Below are 17,190 nucleotides of genomic sequence, written 5' to 3'. Positions count from 1 at the left end.
TGTTTCGACCGTCATGCCGACAGATTCAGACGCCGACGTCACCATCGAGATCCGCCGTGCAACCCACGACGATTACGACGCCGTCACCGCCTTCACGAGCGACATCTGGCCTGACCGCGGCGGCGACTACATCCCACAGGTCTACCACGAGTGGCTCGAGGACGCACCCGGACAGGGCAAGAAAACCTTCCTCGCGGAAGTTGACGGCGAGGCCGCGGGCATCGTGCAGGCCGTCATGCTCTCGCCTGACGAGGCCTGGTTTCAGGGAATGCGCGTCGCGGCCGACTACCGCCGGCAGGGCGTCAGCCGCCGGCTGAACGAAGCGACCTTCGCGTGGGCCCGCAAGCAGGGGGCGACCGTCGGTCGGGTCATGATTTTCTCGTGGAACGCCACCTCGCTCGGCGCGGCACGCGCCAGCGGGTTCGCACCGATCACCGAGTTCCGGTTCGCCCATCCGGAACCCGACCCGGAGGCCGACGGGCCGTTTCACGTCTCCCACGATCCCACCGCAGCCTGGCGCTACTGGACCCACAGCGACGCTCGCGAGCATCTGTCCGGACTCGGCCTCGCGCTCGGGGAGTCGTGGGCTGTTCGGGAACTCACGCGTGCCGACTTCGAGCGACTGGCCGACGAGACAGCTGTCTTCGCAGTCGAGGGCACCGATGGACTCGCCGGAACGGCTTACCGGTCGCGAACGTACGACAGCGCGATCGGAGCTGACGACTCGAGCGAGTCGGAGACGGAATCCAAGACGTGGGCCGAGTACGGCGTCGCCGCGTGGGACGACATCGACGCCGCTCGCTCGCTGTTGGCCGCGATCGCCCGCGACAGCGCCGCCTGCGGTGCCGACGCCACGCGCGTCCTGATTCCCGAAACGGCCCGCCACGTCACCGACGTACCGTTTGCGGGGGCCGATATCGCCGAGGAACCCGACTTCGTGCTCGGGATCGATCTCACGGAATAGCGCCGACTTATGCCGATTCGAGCCGTCGTACTCGCTTGAGTCGAGCGTCACCCACCACTGACCGGCGGAAACAGCGCCAACTCATCGTCGCCTTCGAGTTCCGTCGCCAGCCCCTCTTCCTCGACTAGAACGTTCGTGCCGTTGCGAAGTACGTTGATCTGTGATCGCAACTCGCCGTCCTCAAGGACGCGATCCTCGAGGGCCGGTTTCGCCGCGAGCAGTTCCTCGAAAGCGTCGCCGACGGTGTCGCCGGCCGCGGCGTCGACGGTCACGTGTTTGTCCCCCGCGCGTTCCGCGAGGTCTGCGAACAGTTTCCACTCCGTTGGCATACGTGGCGCTATCGCTGCCGGCGGCAAGTAGCTACCGCTCCCCCGACTGTTCGGGTGCCGAATCGCGTGTGCGGTCCGGCTCTCGGCTTCGATCAGAGACATCGCTCTCCCCCGATTCGACCAGCGTCCGGTCAGTCACCCGTCGGAGCGCGTCGGGTCGGCCAAGCACGTAGACGACGTCGCCGGCTGCGAGCTGGACGTCGTCGGCCGGCAGCGGCAGGTGTTTTTCGTCGTCGCCCGCGCGCCCGAGGGCCACCACCAGAAGCGGCAGCGCGTCGATCGGCAGGCCGACCAGCGGGTCGTCCGGGGCGACGGCAATCGCCGTCACTGTCTCGTCGGCCGCCCGGAGCAGAGACACGAGTTCCCGTTCGGCATCAGGGCTCCCCGGCAGCGTCGTGAGGCGATAGGGTCGGTCTGACTCGAGGTCGCGTGCGTCGGCAGCGTCGACGGCCACCGTCGCGACGTCATCGACGGCGGCTCGCAGTTCGCCGCCGGCGACCAGCCGAACGGTCCCGCCCTCGTCACGGGTCCAGATCTGAACGGCGTCACCAGGGCTGGCGTCGGCTGCGGGGTCGGCCTCGAGCGCGACGGCGACCGTTCCGGGTGCGAGCGTCGGGCCGATTCCAGCCGGTCGACTCCCGACCGCGAGGTAGTCGACCGTTCCGTCGGCAGTCAGTTCGACGTCGACGTGTCCGACGCCGAAGTCACGCTCGAGGCGGGCGACTAGTCGCTCACGAAGCTGGTCGATTGAAAGCCGACGTGGGAAGAGCAAGGTCTGGCCAGCGAGGTCGTCCTTTACCGACTCATCGACGGGGTCGTAGCCGTCGATGTCCGCGATCTCGTCGGGAAGATCGACGGTGACGACGCGACCGGCCGACCGAACGAGTTGGGTGACGTCGGTGATCGTCCGCGGCGTGGCCGTCAGGAACACGTCTCGAGCGAGGGAGTCACCGAGTCGGCGGCCGCCGTCGGCAGCGATCGCACTGGCGACGAACACCGCGACGGTGTAGACAGCAGTGCCAGGTTCGGTCAGTCCGGTGTTCCCGATAATCGCCTGTTGCAGTGCGGTCTGGGTGTTGAGCCAGAGCGCGACGATCGTGACGCCGACGAGGACGGCGACGCCGTCGGGGATTCGATCTGCACTGTACCATCGGTAGGTCGCCGCCACCATGGCCGTCGTCCCAGCCGACAGTACGGCGAACCCGACGATTCGGAGGACTGCGGTCAGCAGCGTCTCCGTCGGAATCATCTGTGCAGGGACTGGATCGATCACGGGCATGGATGGGCACCTCCTCGAGCGGCACCGAAAATCCGGCTCATCGCGCGATCGCCTCCACGAACGCGTCGACCGCAGCGTCCGGGCCCGCGACGAACGCTTCGTCTCCGACCTCGAGTCGGCGTTCGATACCGGGTGCGAACACCCAGCCGTGATGACGACTGCCGGTTTCGCTCCCCTGGCGTCGGACGGCGAGGACCGTCACGTCCGGCATCGAGGCGGGTTCGGTGTCGGCTTCCGGCTCGCCGTCTGCACCGACTGCCAGCCGACGGATAGCGTAGCCCTCGCCTTTGAGGAGTGCAAACGCCTCGAACTCCCGGCTCGTTCCTCGAGAGCGGACGACAAGACGGATCGACTCGGCCTCGAGAAGCGGTTTGACATCTCGGCGAGCGATAGCGATGGTCACACGGCCGGGGCCACCGGCGGTCGCCGTGGTCGGTCGCGCTGCGGCGACGAGCGACCCGCTGACCTCGCTCTCGTCAGCGTCGCCTCCATTGGTTGCCACCTCGTCTGTGAGTTCGTCAGAAGTGGAGCCCGTACCGCGATCGTCGTCGTGGTCGGTCCGGACGCTCAGCACCGTTCCGGTGATCGACCGATCGTCGGCGCTGACGGTGACCTCATCGCCGCGAGCGAGGCCAGTGGGGACGAGCGTCGCGATCGAGACGGCACGTTGTCCCGCTGACACCCGCCGCGAGAGGCTGCCAGAAGGTGGTGCTGCCGCGATCGTCGCCCGTGCCCGTTCGTCGATCGCGACCTCGGCGGCCGCGAGGTCGTGGTCCGTTCGGAGTCGTTCCTCGAGTCGGGCCTCGAGTTCCGAGAGGGGGAGATCGGCAGGGAGTTGCCACGAGTCGGCTTTGAGCCGCCGACGGAGGTCGGGCGACAGCGGCGGGTACCCCTCCATGTCACGGATCTCGCTGGTCGGACGGACCGTGACCTGACCGACCGAACCGACGAGTTCGACCACGTCAGCCGAGAGGGTACGCTGTCGCAGGGACGTCAGGGAGAGTCGGCGCGGGAGTTCGGCCCCGAGTTTGTCACCCTGATTGTGGGCATAGAGTGCGAGCATGAGTACGACCAGCACGGCGACCAGTAGCCGCGGTGATTGGGCAATCGTGGGTTCGACGAGGCCGAGCAGGCCACCCTGCACGCTGGCGATCGACAGCGCGAGGACGACGACACCGAACCCGGGCAGCGTAACGCCGGTAAAATACCGGACGAGAAACCCCAGCGAGCCGGCGACGAACGCCGGGACGATGCCAGTCAGGAGCCCGAGATAGAGGCCGAGCAGAATTTCGACCGGAAGGGATGGCATTGTGGGCAGGTGGCGCGGAACGGGTAAAGGAGCATCGGCGAACGGGGTTTCTGGGTCGGCCATGCTCATCGCGCGTTCTCGTTCCTGACGGTCGAGTTCGCGCTCGAAAATTCGACGCTGGTGCAGTTCGGTCTCTACCGATTCGATCGATCTGGACCGTCTCGAGACGGAGACGTTTAACTAACACCACCGCCGAGCGGTGTGTATGGTCGACGGCCGGTCGCTGCGAGCGCGCCTGCCGGAGAACTGGCGGCGTGTGCTCACGACGCGAGCAGCCGTGGTGCTCATCTTGCTCGTCGCGTTGCTCTCGGTCGCGACCGCCGTCGTCAACATCGGGACCAACGCCGTCGGCGGCCCGCTCGAGGAATACGTCCCCGACGCCGTCCGAAACGCCGCGGCCTTCACCGGCGCGCTTACCGGCTTTCTGATGGTCGGCAGCGCGCTGTCGCTTCGACGCGGGCTCCGAGCGGGCTGGTGGGCGACGCTGCTGTTGCTCCCGCTGACCGCAGCACAAGGACTGCTCCAGTCGAGTCCCTATTCGCTTCCGCTGGTCGTCCTCTCGGGCGTGTCGATTCCGGTCCTCCTGCTCACCCGCAAGCGGTTCGACAACTCGCTCTCGCTGTCGACGACCCAGCTCGCGGCCGGCGCAGCACTGGTCGGAGTCCAAGTGTACGGGACCATCGGCGGGTACACCCTCCGGGAGGACTTCGACGGCATCAGCAACATCCTCGACGCTTTCTACTTCACGCTGATCACCTCGAGCACGGTTGGCTACGGCGACGTGACACCGAACACGGGGTCGGTACAGGCGATGCTGTTTACGATGTCCGTGCTCATCCTCGGCGTCGCGAGCTTCGGTATCGCCATCGGGGCGCTCGTCGGCCCCTTGATCCAAGACCGTATCTCGAGAACACTCGGAATGATGACCGACTCACAGCTCCAACTCTTAGACGAGCACCTCCTCGTGCTCGGCTACGGCGAACTGACGGAACCGATCGTCGACGAGCTCGCAGACACCGGCCGTGAGTTCGTCGTCGTCACTAACGACCAAGAGGCCGCAACGGCACTCAGGAACCGAGACATGCCGGTCGTCACCGGCGATCCGAGTGACGAGGACCCGCTTCGACGTGCGAAGATCGATCGGGCGGCCGCGACCCTCGTCGCCACGAATCACGACGCCGAGGACGCACTGACCGTCCTCACTGCTCGCCAACTCGCCCCGGAGATGCGAATCGTCGCCGCGGCGACCGACCGTGAGAACGTCAAGAAACTCGAGCGCGCCGGCGCGGACGCGGTGATCAGCCCAGCACAACTGGGCGGCCACCTGCTCGTGCGCTCGGCACTCGGCAGCGACGAGAGTGGCCTGATCGATCGGATCCTCGAGAGGTAATCATAGACGACGGAGGGACAAATGCCTGCCTACGAGCCGCTGGCAGTGGAAAGTAGAGAGCAGTAGCTCATTTTTGCTCACTACTGGAATTATACGGTTCTATGGCTATGTTCTCCATTAATACATTCGCGCCTTCTATTCAGCAGACTCTGACCGAAATCCCGAGTCGCTGTCAAAACGGCGTACTGGACGCAGAAAACACAAGCCAACTGTCTGGTTGGAGATGAAATGAGAAGGTATCACTCTTCCACAGGGACGACTTCGGGCATGTCGTAGGAGCCGTCGACCACCGACCAACGGGGACCGTAGAACCGCGCTGCGAATCGCATACCCCCGTCGGGGGCAGGCAGCCAGTTCGTCGCCTGCTCGGGATCATCCGGTTCCTCGTTCTGCACGTAGATGACGAGTTCGTTACCGTCGGTGTGCAACAGCCCTTCTTCGAGCATGTAGCTGTTAATGCTGTAGCGGTCGAGTTCGTTCTCGACGAAGTAGCCCTGCGCGTCGTAGATCGGAATCTCCCAAAACTCGGTGACCGGCGGCAGGTTGTCGAGGTCGAACGTGATGGTGTACCGGTTCGATCCGTCCAGTTGCTCGCCGCTCGCGTCGGTGAATTTAAACCCAGCGACGTGAGACGCGGGCGAGTCGGGGCCCGCCCAGCCGAAGTCGGCCATGACGGCCCGGGTCAACCAGTCGGTTCTGAAGTCCGCCGTGTTCTGAACGATGTTCCAGCCATTCATGTCTACTACGACGTCGCTGTTGCCCTCCACGACGGTGGCTCTGACGCGCTCGAACCCGCTCTCGAATCCGCTGGTCAGGGCCTCCTGCACGTCGGTCTCGAGGGCGGACCAGTCGAATTCCAGTCCCGGGCCGATTCCGATCTGTTCCAACCGCTCGAGCATCGCAGCCTCCTTGCGGGAGTCGTCGATGAGTGACATGCTCGGGTCGTTCAGAACGAGGTTGAGGAAGGTGAAGAAGTCCGCTGCGGTCTGATTTTCGACCTGCTGCTCTGTGAGCTCTGCCATTCGCGGGACTGTCTCGTAGTTGCCAGCAACGACTGACTGTTCCGCCCGTGGCACGCCCGAGCGGTCGTTGGCGAGCCACTCGCTGAGCGGGGTGATGGTCGTCTGCTCCTGCAGGTCGTTGACGTACGCGATTTCGGATTCGTCCGTGGGGTTGCGCAATGCGTACCGGACGAGGGTGAATAGGGTCTTCGTCCCTGCTTGGACGACGTCTGTCGCGGCGAAGTCGCCCGGGATCTCGCCCTCGTAGTCGTCCGGCAGGATCAGGTACGACCGCGCGTCGGTGCCGTTGAACTGATTCCCGGCGTAGAGAGGAAAGATTCCGTACTGGTTCATCAACTGCAGCGAGAAGTAGCGGTCGGTAACCTCGGGCATCTCGATGACGATGGGGTCGTCCTGCAGGTCGAGGAAGCCCATTCCGTACAGGGTGGTGTTGTTCGGAGTGACGATCGCCGTGAAGTCGGCCGTTATCGGTTGGCCATCGTTAGGATAGTACAACCGATTGATGCCTACGAAGACGTCGCTGTCTTCCTTCTGCGTGTAGTTAAAGCGCGTCGCGTAGAAGATGACCTGCTGGAGTCCGTAGCGGTACGCCTCTTCTGCAATCGCTGCCACGCTGGTATCCGTGCCGCTGTCCCGACTATCTTCGGATTCTCGATCGGCGGCGACTGTCCGCATCACCGTCGATCCACCAAGTGTGAGTCCGCCTGTGACGAGTCCCCCTCTCTGGAGGGCCTCGCGGCGCGTCAGCGTTCGGGTACGGAACCGGCGTACTCCGTCAACTGTCCTGTCTGAATCCTGGATTCCCTGGTGAGTACTCGTTCCACGAAGCGCGGTTCGGTGCGGTTTCTGACTTGGTTCGACGTTTGATCCCCCCGTCGTGTCTGGTGGTTCGTTGCCCATGGCTCGTGTCTCTCCGGTCCCGCTGCAGCGGTTGGAACCGACTCAGACAACCACACACCAGCATTTCATATAAAACAGCGACGATACTCGAGAATAATTTCATGACATGATGGTAGTATTAGCTTGATATCTTTGCCCGAATTATCAATATTCTATCTGTACCTGTAGTGAGCGCTCACGGACCCCTGTTCAAACTTCAGTTTGTGCTACACTCGCGCCTTGTATTCAGCACGCGATTCCGAATATCTCTCAGTCCTGATAGACCGTCCAGCGTTCAATAAGCACGCCTACGTATCTTCTAGTTCGCTGTGAGATTGAATACAACCAACCCATGAACAGTACTTGGGAAATCCATCTCTGTCAGCCTCGTCACGGGTAGAGCGAGCCAGCCACCCCTCGCACCGAGTGAGTGAGACGGACTGCTGTACCGATGTACCGGTGCAACTGCAGTGCGGGTCGCGGTTGCACCGGCACTGACTGACAGTAGTCCGTATGAGACGCTAGTTCTGTGACTGTCGCTCCAGCAAAGGCCCACTCGCACTTCAGAGGAGTATCAAGAACCGCGATCAGCGTTGAGGGCATTGAACACGATATCCGGATCACGCATCAGCCGATGAACGAGATAACTCCCCTCTCGATCACCACCACCAGTATGCTCGCTTTCAGTAATCCCCAGGAACGCTTGTTCTTTGAGGAGCCGTCTGACTCGATCGTGTGACAGCGGGTCCGATCCCTCCTGGGTCGCGATCGTCGTGTAGAGATCGTATATTTCCGCTGTCCGGAACTGTTTTTTCTCCTCTGACGCGGTCAGTGCAGCAAGCGCTCGTAAGATGTACTTCACGTGTGGTGTCTGTCCACTCACGAGGCGATGGAATCGATTGACCTCTGCTTGGGTAATCGCCTCATCAACGTGTGCTTCAGTTACCTGCCCGTCGCCGTTCTTCTCTGCGAGACGGCCTGCTTCGTAGAACGTCTCGACGGCTTTGCGTGCATCACCATGTTCTCGAGCCGCAAGCGCTGCCGTCTTCGGAATGACTTCGTCCGATAGGACACCCGGTTTGAACGCGTCTTTCCGGTTTTCAAGGATCGCGCGTAATTGTTTTGCGCCGTATGGATCGAACACGAGCTCGTTATCCTGCAAACTCGAATCCACGCGCTCGTTCAACCGTTCTCGATATTCGATCTTATTACTGATACAGATAACGCCGATGAACGTATCTGATTTCCCACTCTCGCGCGCTCTCGAGAGGCTCCGAAGCAGATCTTCGTTCTCGAGCTTATCGATTTCGTCGAGGATGACAACAAGTGAGTCGACATCGTACTCAGAAAGCAGGTCCCACGTGATGTCACGATAATCCACGGCACTCAATCCTGTTTGCGGGACAGACTCCCCTGCTTCGAGATGCTCGTTCAATTCCCGGGCTAATTCACGGCTTGCTTGCGTTTCTGTCTGATAATCCGAGCAATCCACGTATGCATATTTGAGCGCGGCTCCATTGGTAGCGGCTCGTCTGGACGCTTGACGCGTGACACATCTCGAGACGAGCGATTTCCCGGTCCCTGTTTTCCCGTAGATGATCGTCGTTTCTGGCGGCCCACCTTCGGTTGCAGCAGCAAGCGCACTCCCAACCGATCGGATTTCCTCGTCACGGCCCACAACGCGGTCAAGCTCAGGAACGTGACCGACTCGAACCAGTTCTCGGTTTGCGAAGATGTCACCAGTATCAAATATATCAGTCAGTTCCCCATCCTCTGCCATGAACCGAGATTACGTTCCAGGAAATTAAACGCACCGAACCAGATGCTGACTGAGACATGAAATTCGAGTGCAAGAGCACCTGTTAACGGTGTTCAATAGTCCTTAATAAGAATCGTCGAGAACAGTCCCACCCCTCATACCGAGTGAGTTGCGAATCTACTTGGTATCTAATTCACACACCCTATATAAACACTCCGTAGATCGATAGGCCGGCTTCAAAAAACGACTACTGTACTGTAATAACTAACATTAATATAGTAAGATACAATGCTAACTATTAAATTCAGTTTTCTGAATGGATACAAAACCTCTTTGAAGGACTGTGGCGGGCGTTCCACCGAAAGACACGGTTCTAGTTGAGACGATCTCACTCGGTACGAGGGGGGTGTCCGGAGGAGTATCACGACACTGACTCACTCGGTACGAGGGGTCACAACAATAACTGATGATCATACAGATACAGCGCAGAACCCTCTCTTTTCTGCCACGGCGATTGTTTTTCTAGAAATACGGTTGTCTAGCAGCAGCTAGTAATACTAGCTATTCATATAATAAAGACTGATGGACAGGAACAACCGGAACCATCAGCGATGCCGTCCCCGGTGAACGATCGCCACGTCGGCCTCGAGGTCGCTGAGTTTGCGAAACGTCGGCGGCGAGACGAACCGCGAGGCGGCCGACCGATCGGTGCTCGAGCCGACGAAGCAGACGTCGTACCGGGGTGCGACACGGGAGAGATAGGTCTCGACCGGCGCGGTCACGACGTGTGTTTCGAATCGGCCCGAGAACGCATCGACGAGATCGGCGAGCGTGTTCTCGGCCGGTCGACGACGCGACTCGTCGTCGATACAGGTACTGACGGTGACCGGACGTCCGGGTTCGGTGACACGGATCGCGAAGTCGACCATCGCGCGAGCGGTGTCGCCGGCACCCCGAACCGCGACCAAGCTGCTTCGCCAGTGTCGTCGCCGGATACCGTTCGACCGGAACGCGATGACGTCGATCTCGCTGTCGAACAATCCTTTGAGAAACGACGAGAGCCCGCCGTTCTCGTGTTCGGCATACGGTGCGACGACGAGATCACAGTTCTGCTGGCGGGCAGTTCTGAGGACGAGACTCGCGGACTGGTCGCGTGCGGCCGCAACGACGGCGTCACAGGAGACGTCGTAGGCAGTCTCGAGATCGGCCGCCAGTGACTCGAGATGACGGGCCGCGTCGTCGGCTGCCTGTTCGATGGAGGGGAACTCGTCGTCACTATCGGTATCGACGTCGTCGTGCTGTTCGTCGACGACGTCGAAGAGCACGACCTTGCCGGCGTCGTGGGCGGTAGCGATCGACGCGGCGAATCGGGCGACGGTCTCGTCGGCGTCGTCCATCGGGACGAGCACGTGATCGTCACCGCTCGTCGTCCCGTAGAGATAGCGGGCGCGCTGTTCGTAGAAGTGACGCCGCCAGACGACGAACGCGACCGCGACGAACGTACTTGAGATGACGATCCCGATAACGTACGCCAACTGCGCGTTGCCGGTCAGGAGTACGAGCAGTGCTGTCGAGAACGCCGCCGGCTCCTCGAGATCGAGCGCCCACGTACAGACGCCGGTGAAGAACACGCCGAGTGCCGCACCAGTCGCACTGACGCGGCCACCCCCAAGTCCGACCATCGTTGCCAGCGCGAGCGCGAGCCAGCCACAGAGCGCGCCGACGGTCATCCCCCCGACGAACGTCGACGGCGTGGCGTACGTTCCCTCGGGATCGGCAAAGAGCGTGTACGTCCCCGACGCCAGCGGCGGAAACAGGAGGAACGAGACCGCCGCGGTCGCGTTCGCCAGCCACGTCACCACCGCGATCAACAGCGGGACGAACAGCAATACCGAGAGATGCAAGAGATTACCCGTCCGCTCGATCCAGCGCAAGAAGGCGTCGAGTTCGCGTCGCTCGAGGCGTCGTAGTCGTCTCGCGAGCGCCCACAGCCGCTCTCGAACCCCCTCGAGCATAGCGTTTCGTTGGTCCGGGCACGACCAAAACTGTTTGGCTACGCTTGCGTCGGTGCGCCCTCGAGGATCGCCACGCCACTCGAGGCACCGATGCGATCGGCACCGGCTTCGAGCATGGCGACGGCCTCGTCGTAGCTGCCGATGCCGCCGCTTGCCTTGACGGGGAGAGACTCGCTCATGAGGGCGACGTCGTCGACCGTTGCACCGCCGTCGGCGAAGCCGGTCGAGGTTTTGACCATCGCTGCGTCGGCAGCCGCGGCGGCCTCGCAGGCCCGGCGTTTCTCCGCGTCGGTCAGGAGCGCGGTTTCGATGATGACCTTCACAGGAATCGGGACGGCGGCGATCAGTTCTGCGAGTTCGTCCCTGACCGCGTCGTCCTCGCCGGCTTTCAGTCGGCCGACGTTGAGAACGACGTCGAGTTCGTCAGCTCCAGCCCGCCACGCTGTCACACCTTCGTCCCGCTTCACAGCGGGGTCGTGGTGGCCATGTGGAAAGCCAACGACCGTCATGAGCGTCACCTCGGGGGCGTACTCGACAGCCAGCTCGAGCGCGTACGGCGGGAGACAGGCGTTCATTCCGTACTGTCGGGCCTCATCGAGAGTCATGCGAACGTCGTCAGGTGTTATCGCGGGACCGAGAACGGTATGATCGATCAGGGGCGCGAGGTCGCTGCGATTCATACCGGTGTGGACTCGCCGGACGGGCAAAAACCCGCCCGGTCACTTTTCACGGCCGGTGTGCAACCCCTTCACATGGATGGTCCCGAATCCGGTGTCGTACCGGCCGTCGAATCCACCGCCGACGACATCACTGCGATGCGGATTCGCGGTGCCGCAGCGATTGCCGATGCAGCCGCCACAGCACTCGCAACGCAGGCCGAACGCTCTACGGCCGACAGCCCCGCGGCGTTCGAGCAGGAACTCCGGGCAGCGGCGGCGACGCTATACGAGACGCGGCCGACCGCGGTGAGCCTTCCGAACGCCCTCCGGTATGTCCTTCGCGGGATGGACGGCGACACCGTCGCTGCCCTTCGCTCGTCGACGATCGCCCGGGCCGAGCGCTTCAAGCGCGATCTCGCACAAGCCCAGGATCGCCTCGGCGAGATCGGTTCCCACCGGCTCCAGGACGGCGACACCGTGATGACACACTGTCACTCGACGGACGCGCTCGCGTGCGTCGAGGCCGCCCTCGAGGCAGGCAAAGACCTCGAGGCGATCGTCAAGGAAACCCGCCCGCGCAAGCAGGGCCATATCACGGCCCGACAGTTGCGCGAGTGGGACGTGCCGGTGACGCTGATCGCGGACAACGCGGCCCGACGCTATCTCGACCGGACGGACCACGTCCTCGTCGGGGCCGACAGCATCGCAGCCGACGGCAGCGTGATCAACAAGATCGGCACGAGCGGGGTGGCGGTCAACGCTCGCGAACGGGGCGTGCCGGTGATGGTTGCAGCTCAGACGATCAAACTCCACCCGGACACCATGACCGGCCACACCGTCGAGATCGAGATGCGATCGGAGAGCGAACTGCTGTCCGACGAGGAGCGAGCGGCGATCATCGACGACGCGACGGGCGAGGTTGCAGAGGCGGGGGCAACCGAGGACAGCAACCAAACCCAAGTGACCGACAGCGGGCTGACCGTCGAGAATCCCGCCTTCGACGTCACACCGCCGCGATACGTCGACGCGATCGTGACCGAACGCGGCCAGTTTCCGCCCGAAAGCATCGTGACACTCATGCGGGAGCTGTTCGGCGAACCGACGGACGATCCATGGGACGGCTAAGACGAACTGCGATACCAACGTCTCGGAGCACCCACACTGTGGCACTGCGATCGGCATCACTGACCGCCATCGTCTCCCGATCGCAACGGCCCTTCGATCGATGTCTCATCCGTTCTACCACTGATTTCGCTCGTGTTTATCCGGCAATCGGAAAGTGTTAGTTACTGGTGTGAGCAACACCTCGCTATGGTAGTTCCCGAGGGGTTCGTCGTCCCACCATGGTACCTGCTGGTCCCGGTCGTCGTGATACTGGGGGGCGTCATCGCACTGCTGTGGGCGCTCGAGCCGCCGGTAACTGATCGCACGGTGCTTTCGTTTGCACCCTGGATGATGTTCGGCTCGAGTCTCCACGTGCTCTACAAGCTGGACGCGTTTCCAGCGACCATCGAACCCCTGTTCAGCGCCCCGATGGTCTATGCGGTGACCGCGGTCGTCGCGGGACTCGCCTGGATCGTCGCGATCTTTCTCCACGTCGGTGGCCTGCAGCCGACGGTCGCGCGGTTCGTCGGCATCGCTGGCACGGCGTTTTTCACCGTCTTCGCGATGGTCGCGATCTTCCAGAGCATCGAGTTGGGGACTTTCGAGCCGTTTTGGCCCGTCGTTTCCGTCATCGTCGCCGGCATCCTCACCGCCATCGCGTGGCTCGTACTGGGCCTCTGGTTTACCGACGTCGCGGCGACGACGGGCATGACCGGGGCGCTCGTCGTTTTCGGGCACACGTTAGACGGCGTGTCGACCGCGGTCGGCTACGACGTCCTCGGAGCCAGCGAGAACGTCCCGCTCTCGTTGCTGATCTTAGAGGCTGGGAAAGCGCTGCCGACCGCTGGCGTTATCGGTGCTGGATGGCTGTTCGTCCTCGTCAAAGTCGGCCTCGCGATGGTCATCCTCGGGCTGTTTCGAGAATACGTCGAGGAGCGCCCTCGACAGGCCCGGACGCTTCTCACGCTGGTCGCCGCGGTCGGCCTCGGTCCAGCCGTTCACAACACGCTGCTGTTCATGGTGGGGTGACATGACTACTGTCCGTCAGTCCGGCGCAGAATGACGGTCACCGTCACTAGGTTTTTATCGACGGCTCTCGTGCACCTTCTATCATCGAATGGCTTCTGTATCGGTTCTCGTGGCCGGACACGTCAACTGGGACGTCACCCTTCGGGTCGACAGGCTCCCCGAACCCGACGGCGAGGCCGCGATCCGCTCACAGCGCCAGTCCGGCGGTGGCAGCGCAGCCAACGTCGCCGCCGCACTCTCCGAGTTAGGCATCGAAACCGAACTGATCGGCAGCGTCGGTGACGACGACCATGGCCTGCTCGCCCGCCGAGAACTCGAGGCAGCGGGTGTCTCCGTCTCGGGCGTTCGCGTGATCGAGGACGCCGACACGGCCGTCAAGTACCTGTTGGTCGACGACGACGGCGAGGTCGCGATCCTGGGCAACGACGGCGTCAACGAAGCCGTCACGCCCGACGACCTCGAGCCGAGCCGGATCCGGGCGGCCGACCACGTTCATCTGACCGGCCAGCGGCCTGACACTGCCGCGGCGATCGCACGCACTGCCAGCGAGGCCGGGGGGTCCGTCAGTTTCGATCCCGGCCGCCGACTCGTAGACCGGGACTACGGCGATGCGCTCGCGCTCGCCGACGTCGTCTTCGTGACCGATCGAGAGGCGACAGCACTGCTCGCAGACGAGTCGACAGCGGCGCTGGTCGACGACCGGATCATCGTCGTCACCTGTGGTGCCGACGGCGCGGAAGCGTACACCCCAGAGGGGTCGTTCGTCCATTCGGGGTTCGACATCGAGCCGGTCGATACGGCCGGTGCGGGCGACGCCTTCGCGGCGGGCTTTCTTTCGACCTGGCTCGCGGATGGCGGCGTCGATCGCGCACTCGCCTACGGAAACGCCTGCGGGTCGCTGACTGCGAGTCGTGACGGCGCACGGAGCGCACCGACGCCCGAAGCCGTCGAAGACGTTCTCACGAACTGATAGACCGGTAAACGGTTCTTGAGGATATTGGACCCACCGCAATCGGCTGCCGTCAGGTGGTTCTCACCGGGTGCCGTCTGACGGTAGTTATATACGGAGAGGCGTGGCCAACTCGAGTAAGACGGTCACGATTCCGTGACTGAGAGACATGACGAAAGGAAGGGTAACCGAGTCCCACGGATGCGGCCTCAGACGGCACATCCAGTACGAACGAGACGCTGACGAGCCGCCGAGTATCGCCGCTGCAATGGCACTGGCCCAGTACTTCGGTGACGACGTTACTGCGACCAGTACACGGCTATACGACTACATCGATCCGGATGCACTCGATAGCCTCTTTGCCGAAACGAATCGTGGTGCTAGACGGCCGACTGGAACAGTCGAATTCGAAATCGACGACGCCGTCGTCACGATCCGATCAGACCGCATCGACGTCTGTCCCACGAAGTAACCGCCGTGGATGCACGTCGGTAAGGGACGGGTTGGGGGATAGCACGAGAACCGAGACGACGAACCTTTTTTCTCAGTACCGACGGAAGCCATCAGTATGGCGACGCAGCCACATCTGCTGGTCGACGACGGAGAGCTGACGGATATCGCGCTCATCCCGGGCGATCCCGGGCGGGTCGATCGCATTGCCGATCACTGCGACGAGGCCGAAACGATCGCCCAAAACCGTGAGTACAAGATCGTCAACGCCACCTACGAGGGGCGAGAACTGACGATCTGTTCGACGGGGATCGGCTGTCCCTCCGCCGCGATCGCCATCGAGGAACTGGCAAACGTCGGCGTCGAGACGTTCCTCCGGGTCGGCACCACGGGAGCACTCCAGTCGGACATCGAGATCGGCGACATGATCGTCGCGACCGGCGCAGCGAAAAACGAGGGGACCACAAAGCGCTACGAGGCCGTCGAGTACCCCGCCGTGCCTGACTACGACGCGCTGTCGGCGCTGGTCGACGCCGCCGAAGCGAACGACGAGGACGTCCACGTCGGCCCCGTTACCTCCGACGACGCCTTCTACGCCGAGACTGGGGATACCGTCGACGACTGGGAGGACGCTGGCTTACTCGCCGTCGAAATGGAAGCCGCCGCCGTCTTCTCGCTTGCCCGCCGCAAGGGTCTCCGCGCCGGCGCGATCTGTACCGTCGACGGTAACCTCGTCGAAGGCACCCAGAAAGGAACCGACACCGACGACGACGAACTCCCCGACAAGGCCAAGAACAACGTCGGTCGCGCGATCGACATCACGCTCGAGGCAGCGACCAACCTATGACACCCTCCTCGGCGGAACCGCCGAGGGTTCCCGAGTCAAGCGAATCGAAGTAGCTGGCGACAGCGAGGGTCTCGTTACGTCTCCTGATCGGACCGCGGCAACACGACGAGTGGCCGATCGGCCTGCGAAAGGAGTTTGCGTTCGACGTCGCCGGAGAGCAGCTTCAGCCACCGGTTCGCGCTACGGGGCGTAAAGACGATCGCCGTCGCGTCGAGTTCGTGTGCAGCGTCAAGAATCGTCGCCGCAACGTCGGTACCGTACAGGGTCTCCGTCTCGAGGAGGCACCCCATCGATCCACCCCCCGACGTGGCTGCACTCGAAGTGTTCAGTCATCGTCAAGCCGTTTCGGCGGTGTGAGTATAAATCTCCGCCACCATCCGTGTGCTTACAGCTCCGCCGTGAGCTGTGTTGCGAGTGCCGTCGTCCGATCGGTCAGCGTGTCGGTCGTCTCGGAAGCGTCCTGCAGCGTCTCGTTGATCGTGCCGAAGAGTCGATCGAACGCGATCGACGACCCACCGGGATGGTGCCAGGCAGCCGTCTCGCAGGCCTCGAGTCCACAGGTCGAACACGTCTTTCCTTCGAGCGAGTCGAAACAGCCGTGACAGCGCTCGAGTGCCGACACGACCGTCTCGCTCAGTTCGACGACCTCGACGAGCTCCGACTGGAGGGCTGTTGCCGTCTCGGTGAACGCTTCGAGCGACTGCTGAACGTCGGGGTCGACGGCCGATTCGAGAGCAGCGAGTTCCTCGAGGTGGGCGTCGACGATCGCGATCGCAAGCAAGACGTCGCGCCGGGTGCGGCGGTAGTTCGACACCGCGTCGCTGTCGCCCTCGGTCCCGTCATCGCGAGCGGACTCGAGGGTCGCGGGCAGCGATGTCGACAGCGACGCGACGGTCGCGACGTCCGAAATCGTCGCTCCCTGCAGCCGGGTCGTCTCGCGGACGCGGTGAAACAGCGTCTCGGCGGTGGCGGAGGGCGTCGCCGGAGCTGTCTCGAGTGTCCCGAAACAGTCCGCACAGACGGTGACGAGCGCGCTTTCGTGAACGGTCCCCTCGCGCGGCACGTCACCGACAGGATAGAGTCGAAGCGCCGCCGCGTCGTCGCCGACGGTCTCGCAGTGGCGACACGTGAACGCGTCGCGGTCGAATACGGACTCTCGATCGGCGGTCCAGTCGCGTGCAGTCACGAGCGAGCGAAGACAGCGCG

16 protein-coding genes are annotated in these 17,190 nt (G+C 62.9%); 7 read left to right on the top strand and 9 right to left on the bottom strand.

Annotation, left to right across the window (positions count from 1 at the left end; translation table 11 throughout):
• The first annotated feature begins 13 nt into the window (after positions 1-13).
• Positions 14-964 carry a GNAT family N-acetyltransferase gene (locus tag C476_RS01035; RefSeq protein ID WP_008008961.1) on the top strand — a complete coding sequence of 317 codons (951 nt, stop codon included), beginning with the start codon at positions 14-16 and terminating at the stop codon, positions 962-964.
• A 47-nt stretch (positions 965-1,011) separates the two neighbouring features.
• On the opposite strand, the gene C476_RS01030 is transcribed toward C476_RS01035, so the two are convergent.
• From C476_RS01030 to C476_RS01020, 3 genes are read right to left on the bottom strand one after another with little or no spacing between them, the layout of a single operon-like run.
• Positions 1,012-1,293, bottom strand: a complete 282-nt coding sequence (locus C476_RS01030) for a ubiquitin-like small modifier protein 1 (protein WP_008008960.1) — start codon at positions 1,291-1,293, stop codon at positions 1,012-1,014.
• A 31-nt stretch (positions 1,294-1,324) separates the two neighbouring features.
• The gene (locus tag C476_RS01025) at positions 1,325-2,572 is read right to left on the bottom strand and encodes a TrkA C-terminal domain-containing protein (protein ID WP_008008958.1); all 1,248 of its coding nucleotides are present in this window, start codon (positions 2,570-2,572) and stop codon (positions 1,325-1,327) included.
• Between the two features lie 37 nt (positions 2,573-2,609).
• Complete coding sequence (locus C476_RS01020) at positions 2,610-3,881, bottom strand: hypothetical protein (protein ID WP_008008957.1); 1,272 nt, start codon at positions 3,879-3,881, stop codon at positions 2,610-2,612.
• Between the two features lie 205 nt (positions 3,882-4,086).
• Here C476_RS01020 and C476_RS01015 point away from each other — a divergent pair, with 205 nt between their 5' ends.
• A complete protein-coding gene (locus C476_RS01015; RefSeq protein ID WP_008008954.1) occupies positions 4,087-5,271 on the top strand; it encodes an NAD-binding protein in 1,185 nt (394 codons plus the stop codon).
• 239 nt (positions 5,272-5,510) lie between these two features.
• On the opposite strand, the gene C476_RS01010 is transcribed toward C476_RS01015, so the two are convergent.
• From C476_RS01010 to deoC, 4 genes are all read right to left on the bottom strand, one after another.
• Positions 5,511-6,968: a DUF1254 domain-containing protein gene (locus tag C476_RS01010; protein WP_008008953.1), complete on the bottom strand. Its 1,458-nt coding sequence runs from the start codon at positions 6,966-6,968 to the stop codon at positions 5,511-5,513.
• Positions 6,969-7,746: 778 nt separating this feature from the next.
• Complete coding sequence (locus C476_RS01005; RefSeq protein ID WP_049911525.1) at positions 7,747-8,952, bottom strand: Cdc6/Cdc18 family protein; 1,206 nt, start codon at positions 8,950-8,952, stop codon at positions 7,747-7,749.
• A 584-nt stretch (positions 8,953-9,536) separates the two neighbouring features.
• A complete protein-coding gene (locus C476_RS01000; RefSeq protein ID WP_008008948.1) occupies positions 9,537-10,946 on the bottom strand; it encodes an HPP family protein in 1,410 nt (469 codons plus the stop codon).
• A gap of 38 nt (positions 10,947-10,984) precedes the next feature.
• The gene (gene deoC, locus C476_RS00995) at positions 10,985-11,626 is read right to left on the bottom strand and encodes a deoxyribose-phosphate aldolase (protein WP_008008946.1); all 642 of its coding nucleotides are present in this window, start codon (positions 11,624-11,626) and stop codon (positions 10,985-10,987) included.
• Between the two features lie 72 nt (positions 11,627-11,698).
• Between deoC and C476_RS00990 the strand changes: the two genes are divergently transcribed.
• The 5 genes from C476_RS00990 (at position 11,699) to C476_RS00970 (ending at position 15,984) form a co-directional block, all read left to right on the top strand.
• A complete protein-coding gene (locus C476_RS00990) occupies positions 11,699-12,730 on the top strand; it encodes a ribose 1,5-bisphosphate isomerase (RefSeq protein WP_008008943.1) in 1,032 nt (343 codons plus the stop codon).
• A gap of 186 nt (positions 12,731-12,916) precedes the next feature.
• The gene (locus C476_RS00985) at positions 12,917-13,738 is read left to right on the top strand and encodes a DUF63 family protein (protein WP_008008940.1); all 822 of its coding nucleotides are present in this window, start codon (positions 12,917-12,919) and stop codon (positions 13,736-13,738) included.
• 88 nt (positions 13,739-13,826) lie between these two features.
• On the top strand, positions 13,827-14,708 hold the full coding sequence (locus tag C476_RS00980; RefSeq protein WP_049911524.1) for a carbohydrate kinase family protein: 882 nt from the start codon (positions 13,827-13,829) through the stop codon (positions 14,706-14,708).
• A gap of 148 nt (positions 14,709-14,856) precedes the next feature.
• Positions 14,857-15,159: a HalOD1 output domain-containing protein gene (locus C476_RS00975; protein ID WP_049911523.1), complete on the top strand. Its 303-nt coding sequence runs from the start codon at positions 14,857-14,859 to the stop codon at positions 15,157-15,159.
• Positions 15,160-15,255: 96 nt separating this feature from the next.
• Positions 15,256-15,984 (top strand): nucleoside phosphorylase, encoded by a 729-nt coding sequence (locus C476_RS00970; protein ID WP_008008934.1) that lies wholly within the window; start codon positions 15,256-15,258, stop codon positions 15,982-15,984.
• A 74-nt stretch (positions 15,985-16,058) separates the two neighbouring features.
• On the opposite strand, the gene C476_RS00965 is transcribed toward C476_RS00970, so the two are convergent.
• Complete coding sequence (locus C476_RS00965; RefSeq protein ID WP_008008932.1) at positions 16,059-16,274, bottom strand: universal stress protein; 216 nt, start codon at positions 16,272-16,274, stop codon at positions 16,059-16,061.
• 95 nt (positions 16,275-16,369) lie between these two features.
• A complete protein-coding gene (locus tag C476_RS00960; protein ID WP_049911530.1) occupies positions 16,370-17,170 on the bottom strand; it encodes a hypothetical protein in 801 nt (266 codons plus the stop codon).
• Positions 17,171-17,190 lie beyond the last annotated feature (20 nt).

This window comes from Natrinema limicola JCM 13563 (assembly GCF_000337475.1).
Taxonomy (GTDB): domain Archaea; phylum Halobacteriota; class Halobacteria; order Halobacteriales; family Natrialbaceae; genus Natrinema; species Natrinema limicola.
This window is presented reverse-complemented; position numbering and strand designations above follow the sequence as displayed.

What these genes read in the sequence shown, in the direction of transcription:
- C476_RS00990 (WP_008008943.1), top strand. Translation starts at nt 11,699, where the DNA reads ATGGATGGTCCCGAATCCGGTGTCGTACCGGCCGTCGAATCCACCGCC.
- C476_RS01030 (WP_008008960.1), bottom strand. Translation starts at nt 1,293, where the DNA reads ATGCCAACGGAGTGGAAACTGTTCGCAGACCTCGCGGAACGCGCGGGG.
- C476_RS00970 (WP_008008934.1), top strand. Translation starts at nt 15,256, where the DNA reads ATGGCGACGCAGCCACATCTGCTGGTCGACGACGGAGAGCTGACGGAT.
- C476_RS00985 (WP_008008940.1), top strand. Translation starts at nt 12,917, where the DNA reads ATGGTAGTTCCCGAGGGGTTCGTCGTCCCACCATGGTACCTGCTGGTC.
- C476_RS01020 (WP_008008957.1), bottom strand. Translation starts at nt 3,881, where the DNA reads ATGCCATCCCTTCCGGTCGAAATTCTGCTCGGCCTCTATCTCGGGCTC.
- C476_RS01010 (WP_008008953.1), bottom strand. Translation starts at nt 6,968, where the DNA reads ATGCGGACAGTCGCCGCCGATCGAGAATCCGAAGATAGTCGGGACAGC.
- C476_RS01025 (WP_008008958.1), bottom strand. Translation starts at nt 2,572, where the DNA reads ATGCCCGTGATCGATCCAGTCCCTGCACAGATGATTCCGACGGAGACG.
- C476_RS01035 (WP_008008961.1), top strand. Translation starts at nt 14, where the DNA reads ATGCCGACAGATTCAGACGCCGACGTCACCATCGAGATCCGCCGTGCA.
- C476_RS00965 (WP_008008932.1), bottom strand. Translation starts at nt 16,274, where the DNA reads ATGGGGTGCCTCCTCGAGACGGAGACCCTGTACGGTACCGACGTTGCG.
- C476_RS01015 (WP_008008954.1), top strand. Translation starts at nt 4,087, where the DNA reads ATGGTCGACGGCCGGTCGCTGCGAGCGCGCCTGCCGGAGAACTGGCGG.
- C476_RS00975 (WP_049911523.1), top strand. Translation starts at nt 14,857, where the DNA reads ATGACGAAAGGAAGGGTAACCGAGTCCCACGGATGCGGCCTCAGACGG.
- C476_RS01000 (WP_008008948.1), bottom strand. Translation starts at nt 10,946, where the DNA reads ATGCTCGAGGGGGTTCGAGAGCGGCTGTGGGCGCTCGCGAGACGACTA.
- C476_RS01005 (WP_049911525.1), bottom strand. Translation starts at nt 8,952, where the DNA reads ATGGCAGAGGATGGGGAACTGACTGATATATTTGATACTGGTGACATC.
- deoC (WP_008008946.1), bottom strand. Translation starts at nt 11,626, where the DNA reads ATGAATCGCAGCGACCTCGCGCCCCTGATCGATCATACCGTTCTCGGT.
- C476_RS00980 (WP_049911524.1), top strand. Translation starts at nt 13,827, where the DNA reads ATGGCTTCTGTATCGGTTCTCGTGGCCGGACACGTCAACTGGGACGTC.